This window comes from Mycolicibacterium novocastrense (assembly GCF_001570485.1).
GTDB classification, from domain to species: domain Bacteria; phylum Actinomycetota; class Actinomycetes; order Mycobacteriales; family Mycobacteriaceae; genus Mycobacterium; species Mycobacterium novocastrense.
The window spans coordinates 1-18,674 of sequence record NZ_BCTA01000003.1 but is presented as its reverse complement, the minus strand read 5'-3'; the positions used below and the strand labels follow the sequence as shown (position 1 = coordinate 18,674).

Genomic DNA, 18,674 nt, shown 5'->3' with positions numbered 1-18,674 from the left:
CGGTGCGACTCCACAGATCACCGGGAGCGGGGGCCGCGCTTCTCGCGCATCCGCACGTTGATCCGGATCGGGCTGCCCTCGAAGCCGAAGGTCTCGCGCAGTCGCCGTTCCAGGAAACGCCGGTACCCGGCCTCCAGGAATCCCGAGGTGAACAGCACGAACGTCGGCGGGCGTGCGGTCGCCTGGGTGGCGAACAGGATCCGGGGTTGCTTACCTCCGCGCACCGGCGGCGGATGCGCCGCCACCACTTCCTTGAGGAACGTGTTCAACCGGCCCGTCGGAACGCGGGTGTCCCACGACTCGAGCGACTTCTCCAGCGCGGGCACCAGCTTCTGCACCGCGCGGCCCGTCTTGGCCGAGATGTTCACCCGCGGCGCCCACTGCAGCTGCACGAGCTCGCGGTCGATCTCACGGTCCAGCAGGTAGCGCCGGTCCTCGTCGACCAGGTCCCACTTGTTGAACGCCAGCACCAGTGCCCGGCCCGCCTCGATCACCATCGACAGCACACGCTGGTCCTGCTCGGTCAGCGGTTGCGACGCGTCGATCAACACGATCGCCACCTCGGCCGCGTCGATCGCGCCGTGCGTGCGCACCGACGCGTAGAACTCGTGCCCGCTCGCCTGTCCCACCTTGCGGCGCAGACCCGCGGTGTCGACGAACCGCCACATCTTGCCGTCCATCTCGATCAACGAGTCGACCGGATCGACCGTGGTGCCCGCGACGTCGTGCACCACCGAGCGCTGATCACCTGCCAGCCGGTTCAGCAGCGAGCTCTTTCCCACGTTCGGCTTGCCCACCAGCGCGACGCGGCGCGGTCCGCCCCCGCCGCCTGCCATCTCCGACACCGCGGGCAGAGCGTCGATCACGGTGTCGAGCAGATCGGCCACTCCCCGGCCGTGTATTGCGCTGATCGGGTGCGGCTCTCCCAGCCCAAGCGACCACAGCATGGCGGCGTCGGCCTCTCCGCGCTCGCTGTCGACCTTGTTGGCCGCCAGGAACACCGGCTTGCCGGAGCGCTGCAGCAGTTTCGCTGCCGCCTCGTCGGCGGTGGTGGCGCCCACGACCGCGTCGACGACGAAGATGATCGCGTCGGCGGTGCGCATCGCCACCGAAGCCTGCTCGGCCACCAGCTGTTGCAGACCCTTGGCGTCGGGCTCCCAGCCGCCGGTGTCCTGCAGAATGAACCTGCGGCCCGACCACAACGCGTCGTAGGACACTCGGTCGCGGGTCACCCCGGGCACGTCCTGCACGACGGCTTCGCGCCGGCCCAGGATGCGATTCACCAACGTCGACTTGCCGACGTTCGGTCGTCCGACGACGGCAACGACGGGCGGCGCTGCCGCAGCCTCCTCGATGGCTTCGGCGACGTCTTCTGCGATCTCCCAATCGCTTTCGTCAACCCAGGTGCCGTCCTCGCTCATCGCTGCGCTCCTGCCCGCTCCCGCACCAGGTGCGTCAGATGCTCGATCACCTCGGGCTGCGTCATCGCGCTCGTGTCGACGATGACGGCGTCGTCGGCGGGCCGCAGGGGCGACACCGCCCGCGTCGAGTCGAGGTGGTCGCGTCGCTTGACATCGGCCAGCACCGCTTCGTAGTCGTCGTCCAGACCGGTCGCCATGTTCTGGTCGTTGCGGCGTCGCGCACGCTCTTCGGCCGATGCGGTCAAGAAGATCTTGAGGTCGGCGTCGGGCAGCACCACCGTCCCGATGTCGCGGCCCTCGACGACGACGCAATCCTGTCCGGAGGCCAGCTTGCGCTGCAGGTCGACGAGTCGGGTGCGCACGGCGGGCATCGCCGAGACCGCGGACACCGCCGTGGTCACCGCGGCGCCGCGAATCTCGGTCGAAACATCTTCTCCGCCAAGATAAGAGCGGTCTTCATCAGGGTCGTACCCGACCGCCAGCTCGGCGTCCGCGGCCGTTGCCGCGACGGCTTCGGTGTCGGTCAGGTCGACACCTGCACGCAGCACGGCCAGCGTGACGATCCGGTACATGGCCCCGGTATCGAGGTAGCGCGCGTTCAGCTCGCGCGCTAAACCCCTTGACACCGTTGACTTTCCGGTACCCGCTGGGCCGTCGACGGCGATGACCAGTGATGTCACAGGCCGACCGCCTTGTACAACTCGCCGAGCTCCTTCTGCGTCAGCACCCGGATGCTGCCCGGACGCTGATCCCCCAGCGTGACGGTGCCGATGTCGGTTCGTACCAGTTCCTGCACAGGATGGCCGACCGCCGCGAGCATCCGGCGCACGATCCGCTTGCGGCCCTCGTGCAGGGTGACCCGCACGAGCGTCTTGCCGGGGACCTTGTCGACGACCGCGAAATCGTCGACCCGCGCCGGCCCGTCGTCGAGTTCGACGCCGTTGCGCAGTTCGCGGCCCACTCCGCGCGGCACCGCGCCCAGCACGGTCGCCAGGTAGGTCTTGGGCACCTCGAACGACGGGTGCATCAGCCGGTGAGCCAGCTCCCCGTCGTTGGTGAGCAGCATCAGCCCCTCGGTGTCGGCGTCGAGGCGGCCGACGTGAAACAGCTTCTTGTTACCCCGAACCCGGTGCTCGACGAGGTCACCGATGCACGGGCGGCCCCGGTCGTCGGACATCGTCGAGTGCATGCCCCTGGGTTTGTTGATCGCCAGGTGCACCAGGGTGTCGTCGAGTGTCACCCGGGCCCCGTCGACCCGGATCACCGAAACATCGGGGTCGACGCGGGTGCCCAGCTCGGTGACGACGCGGTCGTCGACCTCGACGCGACCATCTCTGATCATCTTCTCGGCGACCCGGCGCGAGGCAATTCCCGCCTGCGACAACACTTTCTGTAGTCGCACGCCTTCGGGTTCAGCCATGTGCATCGGTGTCCACGTCGAACGACAGCGGTTGTTCGGACGCCGGAGCGCCGCTGAGCTTCATGAAACGCGGGTCCTCGTCGAGGGTTTCGCTGAGGTCGTCGATGACGTCGACGTCGGGTAGCAGCGGCGCGATGTCGGGGAGGTCGGCCAGCGACGTCAGGCCCAACCGTTCCAAGAAGAGTTCGGTGGTGGCGAACGTCACCGCTCCGGTGTCGGGATCGGTGCCCGCCTCGGTGATCAGCCCGCGCGCCACCAGGGTGCGGATCACCGCGTCGACGTTGACACCGCGCACCGCGCTCACCCGGGCTCGAGTCACCGGTTGCCGGTAGGCCACCACGGCCAGCGTCTCCAGCGCCGCGCGCGTCAGCTTGGAGCGAGCCCCGTCGAGCAGCAGCCGTTCCACGTACGGGGCGTAGCGCGACCGCGTGTACATCCGCCACCCACCGCCGGCCTCGCGTAGGTCGATACCACTGTCGCGGGCGGTGTACTCCTGCGCCATCGCCTGCAGCTTGGCCGCGACCCGGTACGGCGGCTGCTCGATCGCCAGCGCCAGTTGCTCCACGGTCGCCGGGGTGTCGACCACCAGCAGCAGCGCCTCGAGCGCCGCGCCCAGTTCGCCGTCCTGTAGCTCGGGCGGTTCGGCGACGTCGATGCCGAGATCGGTGGCGTCAGCCGCGACGCCCTCGTGGTCGAGGTCCGTCGCGACCCCGTCGAGGTTGTCGTGGTCTTCGCTATCCATACTGATCTTCTTCCACCGCCAGGTGTTGGTGTGTCGGCCGCTCGCCGGTCCACGAAATCTGCAGCACACCAAGCGCTTCAGGTTGTTCGAATGCTACCGCCCGGGCGCGGTAGAGCTCGAGCAGCGCCAGGAACCGCCCGACGATCTCGATCGGCGCTTCACAGTCGGCGACCAGATCTCGGAAGGACGCCCACTGGCCGATCCCGCGGCTCTCCAGCAGTGCCATCAGGTTACCGATCTGCTCGGGCACCGACACCGCCGCGTGGTGCAGATGCTCGGTGCTCACCGTCGGCACAGGCCGCGGCGTGAAGGCCGCCGCGGCGATCTGTGCGAAAGCCTCGGCGTCCACGCCGATCATCACTTCGGGCAGCAACTCGGAGTAGCGCTCCTCCAGCGCGACCGCGCGCGGATAGCTGCGCAGCGCCGCGGCCTCCAGTTCGGCGAACATCTCGGCGACGTGCTTGAACGCGCGGTACTGCAGCAGGCGGGCGAACAGCAGGTCACGCACCTCGAGCAGGGCGAGATCCTCTTCGTCGTGCACCTCGCCGGCGGGCAACAGCCGCGCCGCCTTCAGATCGAGCAGGGTCGCGGCGATCACCAGGAACGCGGTGGTCTCGTCGAGTTCGAGCTGCGGGCCGATCGCCTTGGTGTAGGCGATGAACTCGTCGGTCACCTGGTGCAACGCCACCTCCGTGACGTCGAGGCGGTGCGCGAAGATCAGCTGCAACAGCAGGTCGAACGGGCCCTCGAAATTGCTCAGCCGAACCTGGAAACCCGACTGCGGAGCATCGTCCGAATCCGGGGTCGTCGCGGCTTCGGTCTCCGTCACCGGGTCATTCACGCGCCGAACCGGTGGATGACCTCGCGAGCCAGAGATCGATACGATTGCGCCCCACCGGATTTCGGCGCCCATGTGGTGATCGGCTCCCCGGCGACGCTGGTTTCTGGGAAGCGCACCGTGCGGGTGATGACGGTGTCGAACACGAGATCACCGAAACGCTCAACTACCCGGGCCATGACTTCGCGAGAGTTTACGGTGCGCGGGTCGTAGCGGGTGATCAGGATGCCGCTGATCGACAGTTTCGGGTTCAGCCGGTCGTGGACCTTGTCGACGGTGTCGGTCAGCAGCGCCAGGCCGCGCAGCGAGAAGAACTCGCACTCGGTGGGGATGATCACACCGTCGCTGCACGCCAGGCCGTTGACGGTGAGCAAGCCGAGCGAGGGCTGGCAGTCGATCAGGACGTAGTCGTAGCGGTCCAGCACGGGGTAAAGCGCACGCGCCAGCGACTGCTCCCGGCCCACCTCGTTCACCAGCTGGATCTCTGCCGCCGACAGGTCGATGTTGCTGGGCACGAGGTCCAGATTCTTGACCCGCGTGTGGATCAGCACATCGTCGATCGACACCCGGGGCTCGACCAGCAGGTTGTGCACCGTGTGCTCGAGTTCGTAGTGCGGCACCCCCAGGCCCGCCGACAGCGCGCCCTGCGGGTCGAGGTCGACCAGCAGCACCCGGCGGCCGTACTCGGCGAGGCTGGCGCCGAGGTTGATCGTCGACGTGGTCTTGCCGACCCCGCCCTTCTGGTTGCACATCGCGATGACCTTGGCCGGACCGTGCGTGGTCTTCGGCGGCGGTTCGGGGATGTCCCGCGGTGGACGGCCGGTCAGGCCCACTTCCACCGCTGCCCCGTCGTCGCTCATACCAGACCGTCGCTGGTCAGGCACTTCACGGGCATGGCGGACATCCGGGCAAGTTTAACGGCAGGAACGTGCCAGGTCAGCCAGACCCGCGGGCAAGTTGGGGACCGATTGAGCCGCACCGCGTCATAGGCTGGCGAGATGGGCTTGAAGCAACGGATCCCGCTGCTGAGGTGGTCATTTCTGCGGTTGGCCATCGGTGTGCGCAACATCTCCACCACCGGTCAGGTCGGCGACGGGCGCGAGGCCGCCCTTCGCGACTATGTGGTGGCCAACGCGCGGCGCGGTGACATCGACGACGTCCTCGCCACCATCGACCGGTTCGCGTACGAGAAGTCTTTCCTGATCAATGTCGGCGACGAGAAGGGCGAGATTCTCGACGCCGCGGTGCGCCGCAGCAACCCGAGCCTGGTGCTCGAACTCGGGACCTACTGCGGATACGGGGCGCTGCGACTGGCCAGGGCGGCGCCGTCGGCGCGGATCTACTCGGTGGAACTCGCCGAGGCCAACGCCGACATCGCCCGGGATGTCTGGGCGCATGCCGGCGTCGCGGACCGCATCACCTGTGTGGTCGGCACACTCGGCGACGGCGGGCGGACCCTCGACGCGCTGGCCTCCAAGCACGGGTTCGGCGCGGGCGCACTCGACATGGTGTTCATCGACCACGACAAGGCCGCCTACCTGGCCGATCTGCAGAGCATCCTCGACTGTGGCTGGCTGCACCGCGGCTCCGTCGTCGTCGCCGACAACGTGAAGATTCCCGGCGCGCCGAAGTACCGCGAGTACATGCGCCGACAGCAGGGCACGTTGTTCGACACCGTTGAGCACAAGACCCACGCGGAGTACCAGTCGCTGCTGGCCGACCTGGTCCTCGAATCCGTGTATCTGGGCGGCCGGTGACTGTCTTCATGCCTTCACGGGTGGATTGCACGCAGCCGGTACGTGCGATCCACCAGTTAACGCGCCATCCGGCGGCTAGCGCGCCCGCGGATGGGCACCGGCCCAGACCTCGCGCAACGCGTTGACGGTGACCATGGTGTAGATCTGCGTGGTCGTCACCGAGGCGTGGCCGAGCAACTCCTGCACGACACGGACGTCGGCGCCGCCGTCGAGCAGATGCGTGGCGAACGAGTGCCGCAGCACGTGGGGCGACACCGCGGAGGTGATCCCGGCGCGTTCGGCGGCGTCCTGCAGCACCTGCCATGCGCTCTGCCGCGACAGCCGACCGCCGCGGGCGTTGAGGAAGATCGCCGCGGTGCCGCGACCGCGGCGCGCCAGATCAGGACGCCCCCGCACGAAATAGGCGTCGAGAGCGGTCACCGCGGGCCTGCCGATCGGGACCAGCCGATGCTTGCCGCCCTTGCCGCGCAGCAGCACCGAGCGTGCATGGGTGTCGACGTCGTCGATGTCGAGCCCCACCGCCTCTGAGATCCGCGCCCCGGTCGAGTACAGCAGTTCCAGCAGCGCCCGGTTGCGCAGCGTGAGTGGGCTGTCGGCGTCGCTGTCGCCGCCGGCCGCCTCGAGCAGGGCCAACACCTCGTCGATCGACAGGCTCTTGGGCAGCCGCCTGCTCGGGGTCGGCGGCTTGACCTGCGAGGCCACGTCCAGCTCGGTGAGCCCCTCGGCGGCGGCGAACCGGTGCAGGCCCCGCACGGCGATCAGTGCTCGCGCCGCCGAAACCGCCGACAGTGGGGCGGTTCCAGCCTCGGCATCCCCCCGGCGCAACGCGACCAGGAACTCACTGACGTCGGATTCGCTCACCTTGGTCAGGTCGTCGACGCCGCGCGCGGTCAGGTATTCGGTGTAGCGACGCAGATCGCGGCGATAGGAACTCAGGGTGTTGGCGGCCGCCCCGCGTTCGATGGCCAGGTGGTCGAGATAACCCTGGACCTGACCTCCGAGCGCGGACGTGAAAGTGGTCACGGGTGCCCCTGACGGCGACCGAAGGCGGAGGGCCGATCGGTCCACGGTGCGTCGACGTTTCTCAGCGCGCCGGGGTCCGTGACGGCGTGAGCGGCCAGAACCCCGCTCACCGCAATGGAATTCACGATGTCACCGGCGAACACCATGCGCACCGCCTCGTCGAGCGCATACCACCACAGCGTCAGGTCCGCTTCCTCGTCGCGGGCTTCGGGACGTCCCACGTCGGTGAGCCCAGTGGCCAGATACACCCGCACGCTCTCGTCGCTGAAGCCCGGCGCCGAGTCGAGGTCGACCAGCACGCGCCACTCGGCGGCCGTCAGCCCGGCCTCCTCCTCGAGTTCGCGTGCGGCGGTGACGTGCGGCGGTTCGCCACCGAGATCGAGCAGCCCGGCGGGTAACTCCCAGAGGCGACGCCCCAGCGGGTGCCGGTACTGGTAGACCATCGCGATGTTGCGGTTCTCGTCCATCGCCAGCACCGCGACGGCGCCGTAGTGCTCCACGACCTCACGGCGGGCGGTGTGGCCGCCGGGCATGCGCACCTCGTCGGCGCGCAACGCGAAAATGTTTCCGACGTAGAGGGTTTCAGAGGAGACCGTCTCGAAGATGTGGTCAGCCACGGGTCGCGGGCTCTTGCAGCAGGGCACCGACCTCGGCACCGTGCTCGACGCCGTTGGACCGCTGCTCGGGGATGTCCATCCCGGGCAGGCGCTCCTCGGCCTTGTAGTCGAGGGCCGCTCCCACGAACGCGACGAACAGCGGATGCGGCCGGGTCGGCCTGCTCTTGAGTTCTGGGTGCGCCTGGGTGCCGACGATGAAGCGGTGCCTTTCGCGCGGGTACTCGACGAACTCGACGAGGTGACCGTCGGGAGACGTTCCCGAGAACCGCAGTCCGCTCTCGGCGATACGGTCACGGTACTGGTTGTTCACCTCATAGCGGTGACGGTGCCGCTCCGATACCTCCGTGGCGTCGTAGGCCCGTGCCACGATCGAATCCGGTTCCAGCACAGCTGGATATGCGCCCAGACGCATGGTGCCGCCGAGGTCGGCGTCCCCCGCAACGGCGTCGCGCTGATCGGCCATGGTGGAGATCACCGGATGCGGGGTCGCCGGGTCGAACTCCGCGGAGTTGGCCTCGGTGATGCCGACCGAACGGGCCGCCTCGATCACGATGCACTGCAGTCCCAGGCACAGCCCCAACACGGGCAGACCACGCTTGCGGGCGTACTGGATCGCGCCGATCTTGCCCTCGATACCACGGATGCCGAAGCCGCCCGGTATCAGCACAGCGTGCACGTCGGCCAGCGCCGCGGCGGCGTCGCCGTCGACCTCGCAGTCGTCGGAGGCCACCCAGCGCATCTCCACCTTCGCCCGGTGCGCGAACCCACCCGCTCGCAGCGCCTCGGCCACCGACAGATACGCATCCGACAGGTCGATGTACTTGCCCACCAACGCGATTCGCACCGTCTCGTGCGGTTCATGTACCCGCTGAAGCAGATCGTTCCACTGCGTCCAGTCGACGTCGCGGAACGGCAGGTTCAGCCGACGCACGACGTAGGCGTCGAGTTCCTCGCGGTGCAGCACCTTCGGGATGTCATAGATCGACGGGGCGTCCGGGGTCGAGATGACGCCGTCGATGTCGACGTCACACATCAGCGCGATCTTGTTCTTCAACGGTTCGGGTACGTCCCGGTCGCAGCGCAGGATCAGCGCGTCCGGGGTGATACCGATGCTGCGCAGAGCGGCCACCGAATGCTGAGTCGGCTTGGTCTTCAGTTCACCCGACGGCGCCATGTAGGGCACCAGCGAGCAGTGCAGGAAGAAGCAGTTCTCCCGGCCCACCTCGTGGCGGACCTGGCGCGCCGCCTCCAGGAACGGCAGCGATTCGATGTCGCCGACCGTGCCGCCGATCTCGGTGATCACCACATCGGGGCGCCGGCCGTCGACGTCCGGCGCGGCCATCTCCAGGATTCGCGCCTTGATCTCGTCGGTGATGTGCGGGATCACCTGCACGGTGTCGCCGAGGTACTCGCCGCGGCGTTCCTTGGCGATGACGGTCGAATACACCTGTCCGGTGGTCACGTTCGCCGATCCCGACAGGTTGCGATCGAGGAAGCGCTCGTAGTGGCCCACGTCGAGATCGGTTTCGGCGCCGTCCTCGGTGACGAACACCTCACCGTGCTGGAACGGGTTCATCGTGCCGGGGTCGACGTTGAGGTACGGGTCGAGCTTCTGCATCGTCACCTGCAGGCCGCGCGCGGTCAGCAGCTGCCCGAGGCTCGAAGCGGTGAGTCCCTTGCCGAGTGAGGAGACGACGCCACCGGTGACGAAGAGGTGCTTGGTGGCCGTCTGCGGATGTTTGCGTAACGCTGGCAAGAACGACCTCCGTGACGACGGGCAGGGCTTGCGTTTCTAGGCTGATTCCTAGTTTGGGGCCTGCCGACCCACGGAACCCCACCTTAACACCGAGGGCGACACCGCGTCGGTGACGCGCCGAGGGCGACACCGCGTCGGTGACGCGCCGAGGGCTGGAACGTCGGTGACGCGCCGTCGTGGATTCCGCGGGCGCGGAGCTTACTGCGGCACGGTGACCGACGTCGCACCCTGACCGATGCCGTACTGGCCGGGCCCGCCACCGTTGGCCAGATCGCCCAGCGCCAGCACCGAGGTGATGCGGCCGGATTCGGTGCCCACGTCGTCGACCGTGCTCACAGCCGCTGTCAGCGCGGGATCCGAGCGAGTGACGGCGATCGCCGCGGTTCCCGATGCCGAGCCGTCGCGGCCCACCAGTACGGTGCCCGAACCGTGCGGGGCCAGCCCGCCGGCGAATCGGGCGACGGTGGCGCCTCGGTTACCGGCGTCGTCGCCCAGCGGTCCGCCGGTCACGATCACCGCGGTGTTCGCCGCACCCACCCGATCGGTGTAGGTGATGAAACCGGTGTCGCGCAGCGTGGCGAGCACCGTCTCACGTTGGGTGTCGTCGACGGTCTGCACCTTGGGGTCGCGATTGATCAACAGCGCGATGCCCAGCAGGTCGCCGGCTTGGGAGCCCTGGTCCACCGACGTGGTGCTGAGCTGTCTGCCCGCAGGCACGATCGGCGAGTTGACGACCGACAACAGCTTCTCGGCGGCGTTGGCCTCGACGAACTGGGGTGTCAGCCCGACCGTTCCGCTGACCGTTCCCCCGGCCTGACCGACGAGCCGTGTCACCGCGTCGACGTCGTCGTCGGCGGCATCGGGAGTGCGAAACAGCACCACCGACTTGTCGACAAGTGTCTCCCGCAGAATGCGCGGTGACATCTGCGCATCGAATTCCCCTGCCGCGCTGAGCTTTTCATTGAGCGCATTACGCTCGTCGGTTAGGGCGTTGATCCGCTCCTGCAGTTCGTGCTTGTCATCGCGCAGTCCCGACAGCACGGTGTTGGACAGCATCCCCGACCCGAGCGCGACACCGATGGCAAGCGCAAGGAACACCGCCGCAAGCGAAATCGCATGTGTACGTAGCGATATCATCGCGCGCTCCTAGGTGACCCAGCCCTGGACCCACAGCGAGAAGCGGTTCCAGTAGTCCACGACCCAGTCCAGCAGCGCGGCGTCGACGCGGGCCACCCACAGGGCGACGATCACCGCGACCAACACCGCGAGCACCAGCAGCGCGATCGCGCCGCCCGACACGCGGCTGCGGTACAGCGTGGCAACGGCTTTGGCGTCGACGAGTTTCTCCCCGACCTTGAGCCGGGTCAGAAACGTCGATGGGTTGCTCTGCTGGCGGGCCCGGTCGAAGAACTCCTCGATGCTGGCGGTGTGGCCGGCGGTGACGATCAGCGACGCGCCGTGGTGGTCGCACAGCAACAAGGCCAAATCGGCCGCCGACCCCGCGGCCGGGAACGTCATCGCCCCCACCCCGAGGTCCTGTATTCGTTCGAGACCGGCGGCGTGTCCGTCGGCGTCGGCCGGCAACACCACCTGCGCGCCGGACCGCAGCACCTCGGCGCTCATCTTGTCGGGATCCCCGACGATGAGCTGCGGCCGGTAGCCCGCCTTGCGTAGTACGTCGGCGCCGGTGCCGACACCCACGAGCACCGGTTGGTATTCCTTGATGAAGGGTTTGAGCGCCTTGAGGTCGATGGCGGCGTCGACGTCTTCGGCGACGATGACCACGTGGCGCCGGTTGAGGTCGACGTCGATGTCGGGGATGCCGATGCCGTCGATCAGCAGCGGGCTCTCGCTGCGGATGAACTCGATGGTGTTGCCCGCAAAGGCCTCGAGATGGGCCACCAACCCGCTCTTGGCCTCGTGCATCAGCTCGTGGATCTCGTGGTCGGTGCGCTCGACGCCCAGCACCAGGCGACGATCACCGGTGTAGACGCCGCCCTCGTGCAGTCGCACCCGCGCGCCGTCTTTGACCTTCTTGAAGACGTCGTCGCCGGTGTCGTCGATCAGGGTGATTCCGTTGGCGACCAGAACCTCGGGCCCGAGGTTGGGATACCTCCCGGAGATGGAGGGTGAGGCGTTGACCACGCCGGTGACGCCGGCCTCGACGAGCGCATCGGCGGTGATGCGGTCGAGATCGAGGGCGTCGATGACGACGATGTCGCCGGGGGTGACACGCCGCAGCAGTCGATCGATGTCGCGGTCGACTCTGGCGGTGCCGGTGATGCCCGGACGTGAGCTGGCGTTACGAGATAGCAGCGCTGACATCTTCATGCGCCGATTTTGTCGAGACTAGCGCGCTATCTGTCGGAGGCGCGCCGTATCATCTGTCCCTTTTGTCACACAGGTAACACCTTAGCGGTATGGCTCGAACAACTCGACGAGGTTGCCCGACGGATCCGAGACCAAGGCCTGACGCCCGCCGCGTCCGGTGATGACGTCTCCGCGCAGGGGCACGCCGGCATCGGCGAGTCGGGTGACGGTCTCGTCAAGGTCGTTGACCTCCAACTGGATTCGATTCCAGCCGCCGGGGGCTGGCCGGCTTCCGTCGCTGAGCGACTCCCCCGCCCCGCCTCCACCGCCGGGCGAGTTCAGCAGCAGCCGCAACTCGTCGCGACGGAGCATGGCGAACCCGGGTCCGGGCCGCATGGCCACGTCGAAGCGCAACTGGCCGGTGTAGAACTGGACGGCGGCATCGACGTCGTCCACGATGTAGCGAACACTGGTGCTCGTCATAATTGCACCTCCTGACAGTTATGATACATCTGTGTCCCAGAAAAGTCAGCATGATCCGCGCGCCCAGCACTCCCGTCGGACGATCCTTCGCGCAGCCCTCGACGAATTCGCCGACGCCGGCTACGCGGGCTTCCGGATGGACTCCGTCGCCGCCCGCGCGCGCGTGGGCCGCAGCACGCTGTATCGGCACTGGCCGGACAAGGCCGCCCTGATCGCCGATGCACTCGAGACCCTCAATGTCCAACCGGACCCCGAGCGCGAAGCGCCCACGGGAACGGCACGCAGGCAGGTCGAGATCCTTCTGAAGCACCTCGCCCGCGCCCTGAGCGATTCGGCGGTCTCCGCGTGCATCCCCGCGCTCGTACACGCTGCAGGGACCGAACCGGACATCCGCCGGTTCTTCCACGCGTATTCGGCACAACGACGGCAACGGCTCACCGCCACGATCGCCTCCGGTGTCGGTGATGGACAGTTCCCGGCGCGCATCGATCCCGAGGCCGCATCGGTGGCGCTGTCGGGCGCGCTGTTCTACCGGCGCCTCGCGACGACCGAGCCGGCCGACTCCGAATTTCTCACCGCGCTGATCGACACGGTGCTGGGCGCCTAATCGCCTTCGGCACGCTCTTTCTGCGCCGCCTCGAGCAGCTCGCGGGCGTGGGCCCGGCCGCTGTCGGATTCACCGAGACCCGCCAGCATGCGCGCCAGCTCGGCCACTCGCTCCTCGTCCTCGAGGCGGCGAACGCCACTGGCTTTCTTCCCGCCACCGCCGGCGGTGGCTTTCCCGCTCTCGCCCCCGACGACGAGGTGCACGTCGGCATAAGCGGCGACCTGCGGCAGGTGCGTGACGACGATGACCTGATGAGTGCGAGCCAAACGGCCCAACCGGCGGCCGATCTGCACCGCGGCCCGGCCCCCGACCCCGGCATCGACCTCGTCGAACACCATCGTGGTTCCCTCCGCCGACGAGGACAGCACGACCTCGAGTGCCAGCATCACCCGAGAGAGCTCACCGCCCGATGCGCTCTTGTGCAGCGGGAGCACATCGGTACCGCTGGTGGCGAAGCCGAATTCGACGTTGTCGACGCCGTCACGACCGGCATGCACCGTCTCACCCGACGGCAACACGACCGGCGCGGAGTCGTCCGCGCGCGCGAGCAGCGGGCCCACCGACACCGTGAACACGGCACCCGCCATGGCCAGACCCGACAATTCGGCGGTCACCGCCTTGGCGAGACCTTTGGCCGCCTTGGTTCTGGCCTTGGTCAGGTCGGCAGCCGCGACGACGGTCTTCTCCTCGAGTTCGTCGACCCGGCGCTGCAGACCGGCGAGCGCTTCCTCGGACACGTCGAGTTGCTCGAGCCGTTCCCGGGACTCCCGGGCCCACTCGAGCACACCATCGATGTCGGCGGCGTACTTGCGGGTGAGGGAACGCAGTTCGGACTGCCGAGCCAGCTTGGTTTCCAGGGCACTGGTGTCGGTCGGCAACCCGAACAGATAACTGCCGAGTTCCCCGCTGACATTGGTGATCACCGCGATGGCTTCGCTGAGCTGCTCGGCCAGCGCGGTCAACGTGGTGTCGCCGGTGGCCTCCAGTGCCGATTTGGCCTGTGCTACACCGTGGGTCGCGGACACCACGTCGGGCGTGGGGTCGTCAGGCCCTGCAAGCGCGGCCCGAGCGATCTGGGCGGCTTCGCGTAAGGCGTCGAGTTCGGAGAGCCGCCGGATGTCGTCGACGAGCGCGGCATCCTCGCCCGGTTGCGGTGCCGCAGCGTCGATTTCATTGAGCCCGAATTTCAGCCGGTCGGCTTCGAGTGCAAGTTCCCGCGCCCGCTGCGTGCGGTCCAACAGATCGCGCCTGGCCGCCAGCCACTCCTCGCGCACGCGGCGGTACTTCTTCAGCTGCGTCTCGACGTCGGCGAACCGGTCGAGCGCGGCGCGTTGTTCATCGGGACGCATCAGCCTCAGCTGGTCGTTCTGCCCGTGCAGCGTGAGCAGTTCGGTGGTGAAGCTGCTCAGCGATTTGGCCGGCACGCTGCGGCCGCCGAGATAGGCGCGTGACGGGCCGTCGCGGCTGACCGAGCGGGCAGCGATCACGCTGCCGTCGTCGTCGCGTTCGGCGCCCGAGCTGTCGAGGATCTCATCCACCAGCGAAGCCACGCCGTCACCGAGTTCGGTTGTCGTGAAACGCCCTTCGACAACCGCCCGGGTGTCCCCGGAGCGTACCCGGGTGGCGTCGGCGCGTGCGCCGCCGAGCAGGTGCAGACCAGTGACCACCATCGTCTTGCCGGTGCCGGTCTCGCCGGTCAGCACGGTGAAACCGCGATCGAATTCAGCGGTCGCAGCACTGATCGCACCCAGCGACTCGATACGGATCTCGGATAGCACTACTGTCCGCGCCACCCCGTGACCGGCAACCGGAACTTGCGCACCAGGCGGTCGGTGAACGGTGCGCTGTCCAGGCGCACCCACTTCACCGGAGTTCCGCACCGGGTCACCTCCAGGCGTCCCCCGGCGGGCACCACCATCTCGCGGCGTCCATCGCAGAACACCAGCGCGTCGTGGCCTCCCGCCTCGACCTCGATCGCGATGGCCGCTTCCGGGCTGGTGACCATCGGCCGGGCGAACAATGCGTGAGCGTTGTTCGGTACGACCAGGATTGCCTCGAGTTCAGGCCACACGATCGGCCCGCCGGCGGAGAAGGCCCACGCCGTCGACCCGGTCGGCGTCGCCACCAGCACGCCGTCGCAGCCGAACGACGATACCGGTCGGCCGTCGACTTCCAGCACGGCTCCGAGGACTCCGAGCCGGGGCCCCTTTTCAAGGCTGGCTTCGTTGAGCGCCCAACCCCGGTCGACGATCCTGCCGTCCACCCGCACCACGACGTCGAGTGTCATCCGCTCCTCGACGCGGTAGTCACGCTTGACGATCCGGTCGAGCACTGTGTCGATGGAGTCGGCCTCCGCCTCGGCCAGAAAGCCGATGCGGCCGAGATTCACTCCCAGCACCGGGATTTCGACGTTGCGAGCGAGTTCGGCAGCGCGCAGAAAGGTTCCGTCGCCGCCGAGGACGAGGACGAGTTCGCAACCCTCGGCGGCGCGCTCGTCGGCGTCAACCACTTCGATCTCGGCGCCGAGCGCGCGCATGTCGTCGGGTGAGAGCGGAACGGGCCCGCGGTCGACCGCTTCGGCCGACAGGACCTTGAGTCCAATCCCGTTGTCGCCGAGAACCTTTTGTACGCGTCGGGCGACCTCGGCGACTTCATCGCGGCCGGTGTGCACCACCATCAGAATCGCGCGGTCGGTGTTCACTGTGGGCCCTCCGCGACGGCGGTGCGTACGGCGCCCTCGAGGTCGTGCCCTTCCAGTCCCCCGTCGGTGCGCAAGTGCAGGAAGTACTCGACGTTGCCGGAGGGCCCGGGAAGCGGACTGGCGGTCACCGCAACCGGATGCCAGCGCAGTTCGGCCGCGCGGCGGGCCACCGAGAGGACCGCCTCGGCGCGCAAGGCCGGATCCGTGACCACGCCGCCGGCACCGACTCGGTCCTTGCCGACCTCGAATTGCGGTTTCACCATGGGAACGATATCGGCGCCCGGTGAGGCGCACGACGTCAGCGCGGGCAGGACTGTGGACAGTGAGATGAACGACAGGTCGGCGACGATCAGGTCGACGGGTCCACCGATCGCGTCGGCGGTCAGCTCGCGCACATTGGTGCGTTCCAGCACGCTCACCCGCGGATCGTTACGCAGCGACCAGGCCAACTGTCCGTAGCCGACGTCGGCGGCGATCACCTGGCGGGCGCCGCGGTCGAGCAGCACTTCGGTGAAGCCACCCGTCGACGCGCCGGCATCCAGGCATCGCTTACCGTCCACCGGGAGACCGAAGGCGTCCAGTGCGCCCATCAGCTTGTGCGCGCCCCGCGACACCCAGGTGCGCTCGTCGGCACCCTCGATGGTGAGGTGGGCCGTGACCGAGACGGCGGTGGCGGGTTTGGCGGCCGGCATACCATCGATGCTCACCCGTCCCGCGCCGATGAGCTCGGCGGCCTGCTGGCGGGACCGGGCCAACCCCCGTCGCACCAACTCGGCGTCCACTCGCGCGCGCCGTGCCACGGCGCTCAGCCCTTCTCGACCGACTCGAGCGCCTGCACGAGCACGTCGTGCGCCTCTTCCAGCCGTGCCGCGAGCAGCTCCACGTCGGCATCGGCCAGCTCCGCGAAACCCGAACCCTCCTGCGCGGGGTCGGGCAGGTCGGCCAGCAACTCCGCGATCCGGGCGCGGATTTGTTCGGGATCGGTACTCATATCGAGGTTCACGCTAGCTGATTCGACTCAGGAAGCAGGGACCAGCGTTGCAGCGCCTGTCGGGCGGTGTCGTCACCGGCGGTGATCGTGACCGAGCGGCCGTCGAGGCCGGCGTTCCACACCGCGTCGGCGAGGGCGCGCACCACCGACAGCATCTCGCCGGGATCGTGTCCCGTGGAGCGCACCGTCACCGTCGATGCAGCGGCGTCGACGCGCCAGGCCGGATGGGCCCCGATGCGCAGCGTGTGCGCAGGCTCGCTGAGCGACCGCAGATCGGCGGCCAGATAGGTCGGCCGCTCCGAGCTTTGTGCCCGGACGAGGTCGACGGCAGTGCTGACGCCGGTGAGCACGAGCAGGCTGGGCAGTCCGGCGGCGTTGGCCCCGGCGATGTCGGTGTCGAGGCGATCGCCGACCACCAGCGGCGTCTGGAAGCTGCCCCGGGCCAAGGCATCGGTGAGGAGAGTCGGCTGCGGCTTGCCCGCCACCTGGGGTTCGCGGTCGGTCGCCGCGCGCAGCGCCGCCACCATGGATCCGTTGCCGGGCAACAGTCCTCGTTCCGACGGCAGGGTCCGGTCGACATTGGCGGCCACCCACAGTGCGCCGGCCCGGATGGCCAAAGCCGCTTCGGCCAGATCGGGCCAACCGGTCTGCGGTGAGTGGCCCTGCACAACGGCGATCGGCCCATCCGACCACTGTCGGACCGGTTTGAGTCCAACGCGAACGACCTCGTTGGCCAGCGCATCGGTTCCGACGACGAGAACGACTGCCCCAGAAGGCAGTTGGGCGGCCAGCAGTCGAGCGGCGCTCTGCGCGCTGGTGACGACGTCCTCGGGAGCGGCGCGAAAGCCCAAAGCGTGAAGATGCGCCGCGACGTCGGCGGGCTCACGCGAGGCGTTGTTGGTGACGTAGAGGGTGCGTGCGCTGATCGTGGCCAGCGTGTCGACCGCTCCGACGGTGGCTTCGTGTCCGCGAAAAACGGTGCCGTCGAGATCGAGCAGAAGGCAGTCGTGCTCGTGGGCGAGGGTGTTCACCTCAGGAGAGCTCCGTGATGCGCTCTTCGGCGTCGGTCACGCCCTCGAGGTCGGCGGCGGCGGCGTTGATGAACCACTGCAACGCGTCCTCGTTGCGGCCAAGGGCCAGAAGCGTTTCGGCGTACACGTAGAACAGGCGTGCCGCGGTCTGCCCCTTGCGGTTCGGATCCAGCTGCGGCGTCGACAGAAGTGCCAACGCCTGCTCGTGCTGCCCGAGATCGGAGCGGGCGCCGGCTAGCACGATTTTGAGTTCGTCGGCATCGTCACCGGTGAGCTGAGCGGCCTCCGGGGTGCGCGCCAGTTCGATCGCGCGTTCCGGACGTCCCAGACCGCGTTCGCAGTCGGCGATCAACGCCAGCAGCGAGGATCTGCTACCCATCCGCCTGGCGGCGCGCAGTTCGGCGAGTGCCTGCGCCCAGTCGCCGCAGTGGTACGCGGCGATACCGACCGCTTCGCGCACCGCGGGGATTCGGGCAGCGCGGTTGCGCGCGGCGCGCGCGTGTTCGAGCGCCGTCTGTGGATCGTCATCGATGAGTTGTCCGGCAGCCACCAGATGGCGGGCGACGAAGTCGGCAGTCGAGCGGTCGAGCGTTGTGAGCTCGCCACGCACATCAGGCGCGAGCTGGCGGGGCTCGATACCCTCCGGTATCGGCGGGCCCAACGGCTGACGAGCCTCGCCGTCGGGCTTGGGCTGCGCCCTGCGGGCTCGGTTCGGGCCGGAGCTGCGCGGAGCCGACCGCTGCGGGCGGCCCCCGGTGCCACCGCCCCTTCTTTCTTCAGCCACGTATGCCTTTCTACCCGATGGAGGAGCCTCGCGATAATACGAAATGAATTGCCGCGAAATAGAATTACCCCCCACGCAATTGTGGGGGGTAATCCTAATGTGTGTTCGGCGGTGTCCTACTTTTCCGCCCGGGTTGGGCAGTATCATTGGCGCTGGCAGGCTTAGCTTCCGGGTTCGGGATGGGTCCGGGCGT

General features: G+C 68.2%; 20 protein-coding genes and 1 rRNA gene. 2 read left to right on the top strand and 19 right to left on the bottom strand.

Annotation, left to right across the window (positions count from 1 at the left end; all coding sequences use genetic code 11):
• Positions 1–17: 17 nt before the first annotated feature.
• From der to RMCN_RS02185, 6 genes are read right to left on the bottom strand one after another with little or no spacing between them, the layout of a single operon-like run.
• On the bottom strand, positions 18–1,421 hold the full coding sequence (gene der, locus RMCN_RS02210) for a ribosome biogenesis GTPase Der (protein WP_067386963.1): 1,404 nt from the start codon (positions 1,419–1,421) through the stop codon (positions 18–20).
• On the bottom strand, positions 1,418–2,101 hold the full coding sequence (cmk, locus tag RMCN_RS02205; RefSeq protein ID WP_067386961.1) for a (d)CMP kinase: 684 nt from the start codon (positions 2,099–2,101) through the stop codon (positions 1,418–1,420). The genes der and cmk overlap by 4 nt, the downstream gene beginning before the upstream one ends.
• Positions 2,098–2,841 carry a pseudouridine synthase gene (locus tag RMCN_RS02200; protein ID WP_064414457.1) on the bottom strand — a complete coding sequence of 248 codons (744 nt, stop codon included), beginning with the start codon at positions 2,839–2,841 and terminating at the stop codon, positions 2,098–2,100. Before RMCN_RS02200 ends, cmk begins: the two co-directional genes overlap by 4 nt.
• The gene (gene scpB, locus RMCN_RS02195; RefSeq protein WP_084377033.1) at positions 2,834–3,583 is read right to left on the bottom strand and encodes an SMC-Scp complex subunit ScpB; all 750 of its coding nucleotides are present in this window, start codon (positions 3,581–3,583) and stop codon (positions 2,834–2,836) included. Before scpB ends, RMCN_RS02200 begins: the two co-directional genes overlap by 8 nt.
• Entirely contained in the window at positions 3,576–4,412 is an 837-nt protein-coding gene (locus tag RMCN_RS02190) for a segregation/condensation protein A (protein ID WP_064396540.1), read from the bottom strand. The genes scpB and RMCN_RS02190 overlap by 8 nt, the downstream gene beginning before the upstream one ends.
• An 8-nt stretch (positions 4,413–4,420) precedes the next feature.
• Positions 4,421–5,281 (bottom strand): ParA family protein, encoded by an 861-nt coding sequence (locus tag RMCN_RS02185; RefSeq protein WP_064403198.1) that lies wholly within the window; start codon positions 5,279–5,281, stop codon positions 4,421–4,423.
• Between the two features lie 138 nt (positions 5,282–5,419).
• On the opposite strand from RMCN_RS02185, the gene RMCN_RS02180 reads away from it, so the two are divergent.
• Complete coding sequence (locus RMCN_RS02180) at positions 5,420–6,178, top strand: O-methyltransferase (protein ID WP_067386959.1); 759 nt, start codon at positions 5,420–5,422, stop codon at positions 6,176–6,178.
• Between the two features lie 75 nt (positions 6,179–6,253).
• Here RMCN_RS02180 and xerD read toward each other — a convergent pair whose 3' ends face one another.
• The 6 genes from xerD to RMCN_RS02150 form a co-directional block, all read right to left on the bottom strand.
• Complete coding sequence (xerD, locus tag RMCN_RS02175) at positions 6,254–7,201, bottom strand: site-specific tyrosine recombinase XerD (RefSeq protein WP_067386957.1); 948 nt, start codon at positions 7,199–7,201, stop codon at positions 6,254–6,256.
• Positions 7,198–7,818, bottom strand: coding sequence for an NUDIX domain-containing protein (locus tag RMCN_RS02170; RefSeq protein WP_067386955.1), 621 nt, complete (start codon positions 7,816–7,818; stop codon positions 7,198–7,200). Before RMCN_RS02170 ends, xerD begins: the two co-directional genes overlap by 4 nt.
• Positions 7,811–9,574, bottom strand: a complete 1,764-nt coding sequence (locus tag RMCN_RS02165) for a CTP synthase (RefSeq protein ID WP_067386953.1) — start codon at positions 9,572–9,574, stop codon at positions 7,811–7,813. Before RMCN_RS02165 ends, RMCN_RS02170 begins: the two co-directional genes overlap by 8 nt.
• A gap of 198 nt (positions 9,575–9,772) precedes the next feature.
• Entirely contained in the window at positions 9,773–10,711 is a 939-nt protein-coding gene (locus RMCN_RS02160) for a copper transporter (protein ID WP_064414450.1), read from the bottom strand.
• Positions 10,712–10,720: 9 nt separating this feature from the next.
• Positions 10,721–11,905, bottom strand: a complete 1,185-nt coding sequence (gene steA / locus RMCN_RS02155) for a putative cytokinetic ring protein SteA (RefSeq protein ID WP_064414449.1) — start codon at positions 11,903–11,905, stop codon at positions 10,721–10,723.
• Positions 11,906–11,986: 81 nt separating this feature from the next.
• Positions 11,987–12,367, bottom strand: coding sequence for a VOC family protein (locus RMCN_RS02150; protein WP_067386952.1), 381 nt, complete (start codon positions 12,365–12,367; stop codon positions 11,987–11,989).
• 31 nt (positions 12,368–12,398) lie between these two features.
• Between RMCN_RS02150 and RMCN_RS02145 the strand changes: the two genes are divergently transcribed.
• Positions 12,399–12,974 (top strand): TetR/AcrR family transcriptional regulator, encoded by a 576-nt coding sequence (locus RMCN_RS02145; RefSeq protein WP_067386950.1) that lies wholly within the window; start codon positions 12,399–12,401, stop codon positions 12,972–12,974.
• Here RMCN_RS02145 and recN read toward each other — a convergent pair.
• The 7 genes from recN to rrf all read right to left on the bottom strand — a co-directional run.
• Positions 12,971–14,752: a DNA repair protein RecN gene (recN, locus tag RMCN_RS02140; protein WP_067386948.1), complete on the bottom strand. Its 1,782-nt coding sequence runs from the start codon at positions 14,750–14,752 to the stop codon at positions 12,971–12,973. The genes RMCN_RS02145 and recN overlap by 4 nt on opposite strands.
• Positions 14,752–15,651: an NAD kinase gene (locus RMCN_RS02135; protein ID WP_067386994.1), complete on the bottom strand. Its 900-nt coding sequence runs from the start codon at positions 15,649–15,651 to the stop codon at positions 14,752–14,754. The genes recN and RMCN_RS02135 overlap by 1 nt, the downstream gene beginning before the upstream one ends.
• 20 nt (positions 15,652–15,671) lie before the next feature.
• A complete protein-coding gene (locus RMCN_RS02130; RefSeq protein ID WP_064414445.1) occupies positions 15,672–16,475 on the bottom strand; it encodes a TlyA family RNA methyltransferase in 804 nt (267 codons plus the stop codon).
• Between the two features lie 5 nt (positions 16,476–16,480).
• Positions 16,481–16,666 carry a hypothetical protein gene (locus tag RMCN_RS02125; protein ID WP_064414514.1) on the bottom strand — a complete coding sequence of 62 codons (186 nt, stop codon included), beginning with the start codon at positions 16,664–16,666 and terminating at the stop codon, positions 16,481–16,483.
• 8 nt (positions 16,667–16,674) lie between these two features.
• Complete coding sequence (locus RMCN_RS02120) at positions 16,675–17,697, bottom strand: HAD-IIA family hydrolase (protein ID WP_067386946.1); 1,023 nt, start codon at positions 17,695–17,697, stop codon at positions 16,675–16,677.
• A 1-nt stretch (position 17,698) separates the two neighbouring features.
• On the bottom strand, positions 17,699–18,481 hold the full coding sequence (locus RMCN_RS02115; protein ID WP_084377029.1) for a tetratricopeptide repeat protein: 783 nt from the start codon (positions 18,479–18,481) through the stop codon (positions 17,699–17,701).
• Positions 18,482–18,584: 103 nt separating this feature from the next.
• A 5S ribosomal RNA gene (gene rrf, locus RMCN_RS02110) occupies positions 18,585–18,674 on the bottom strand; the annotation flags it as partial.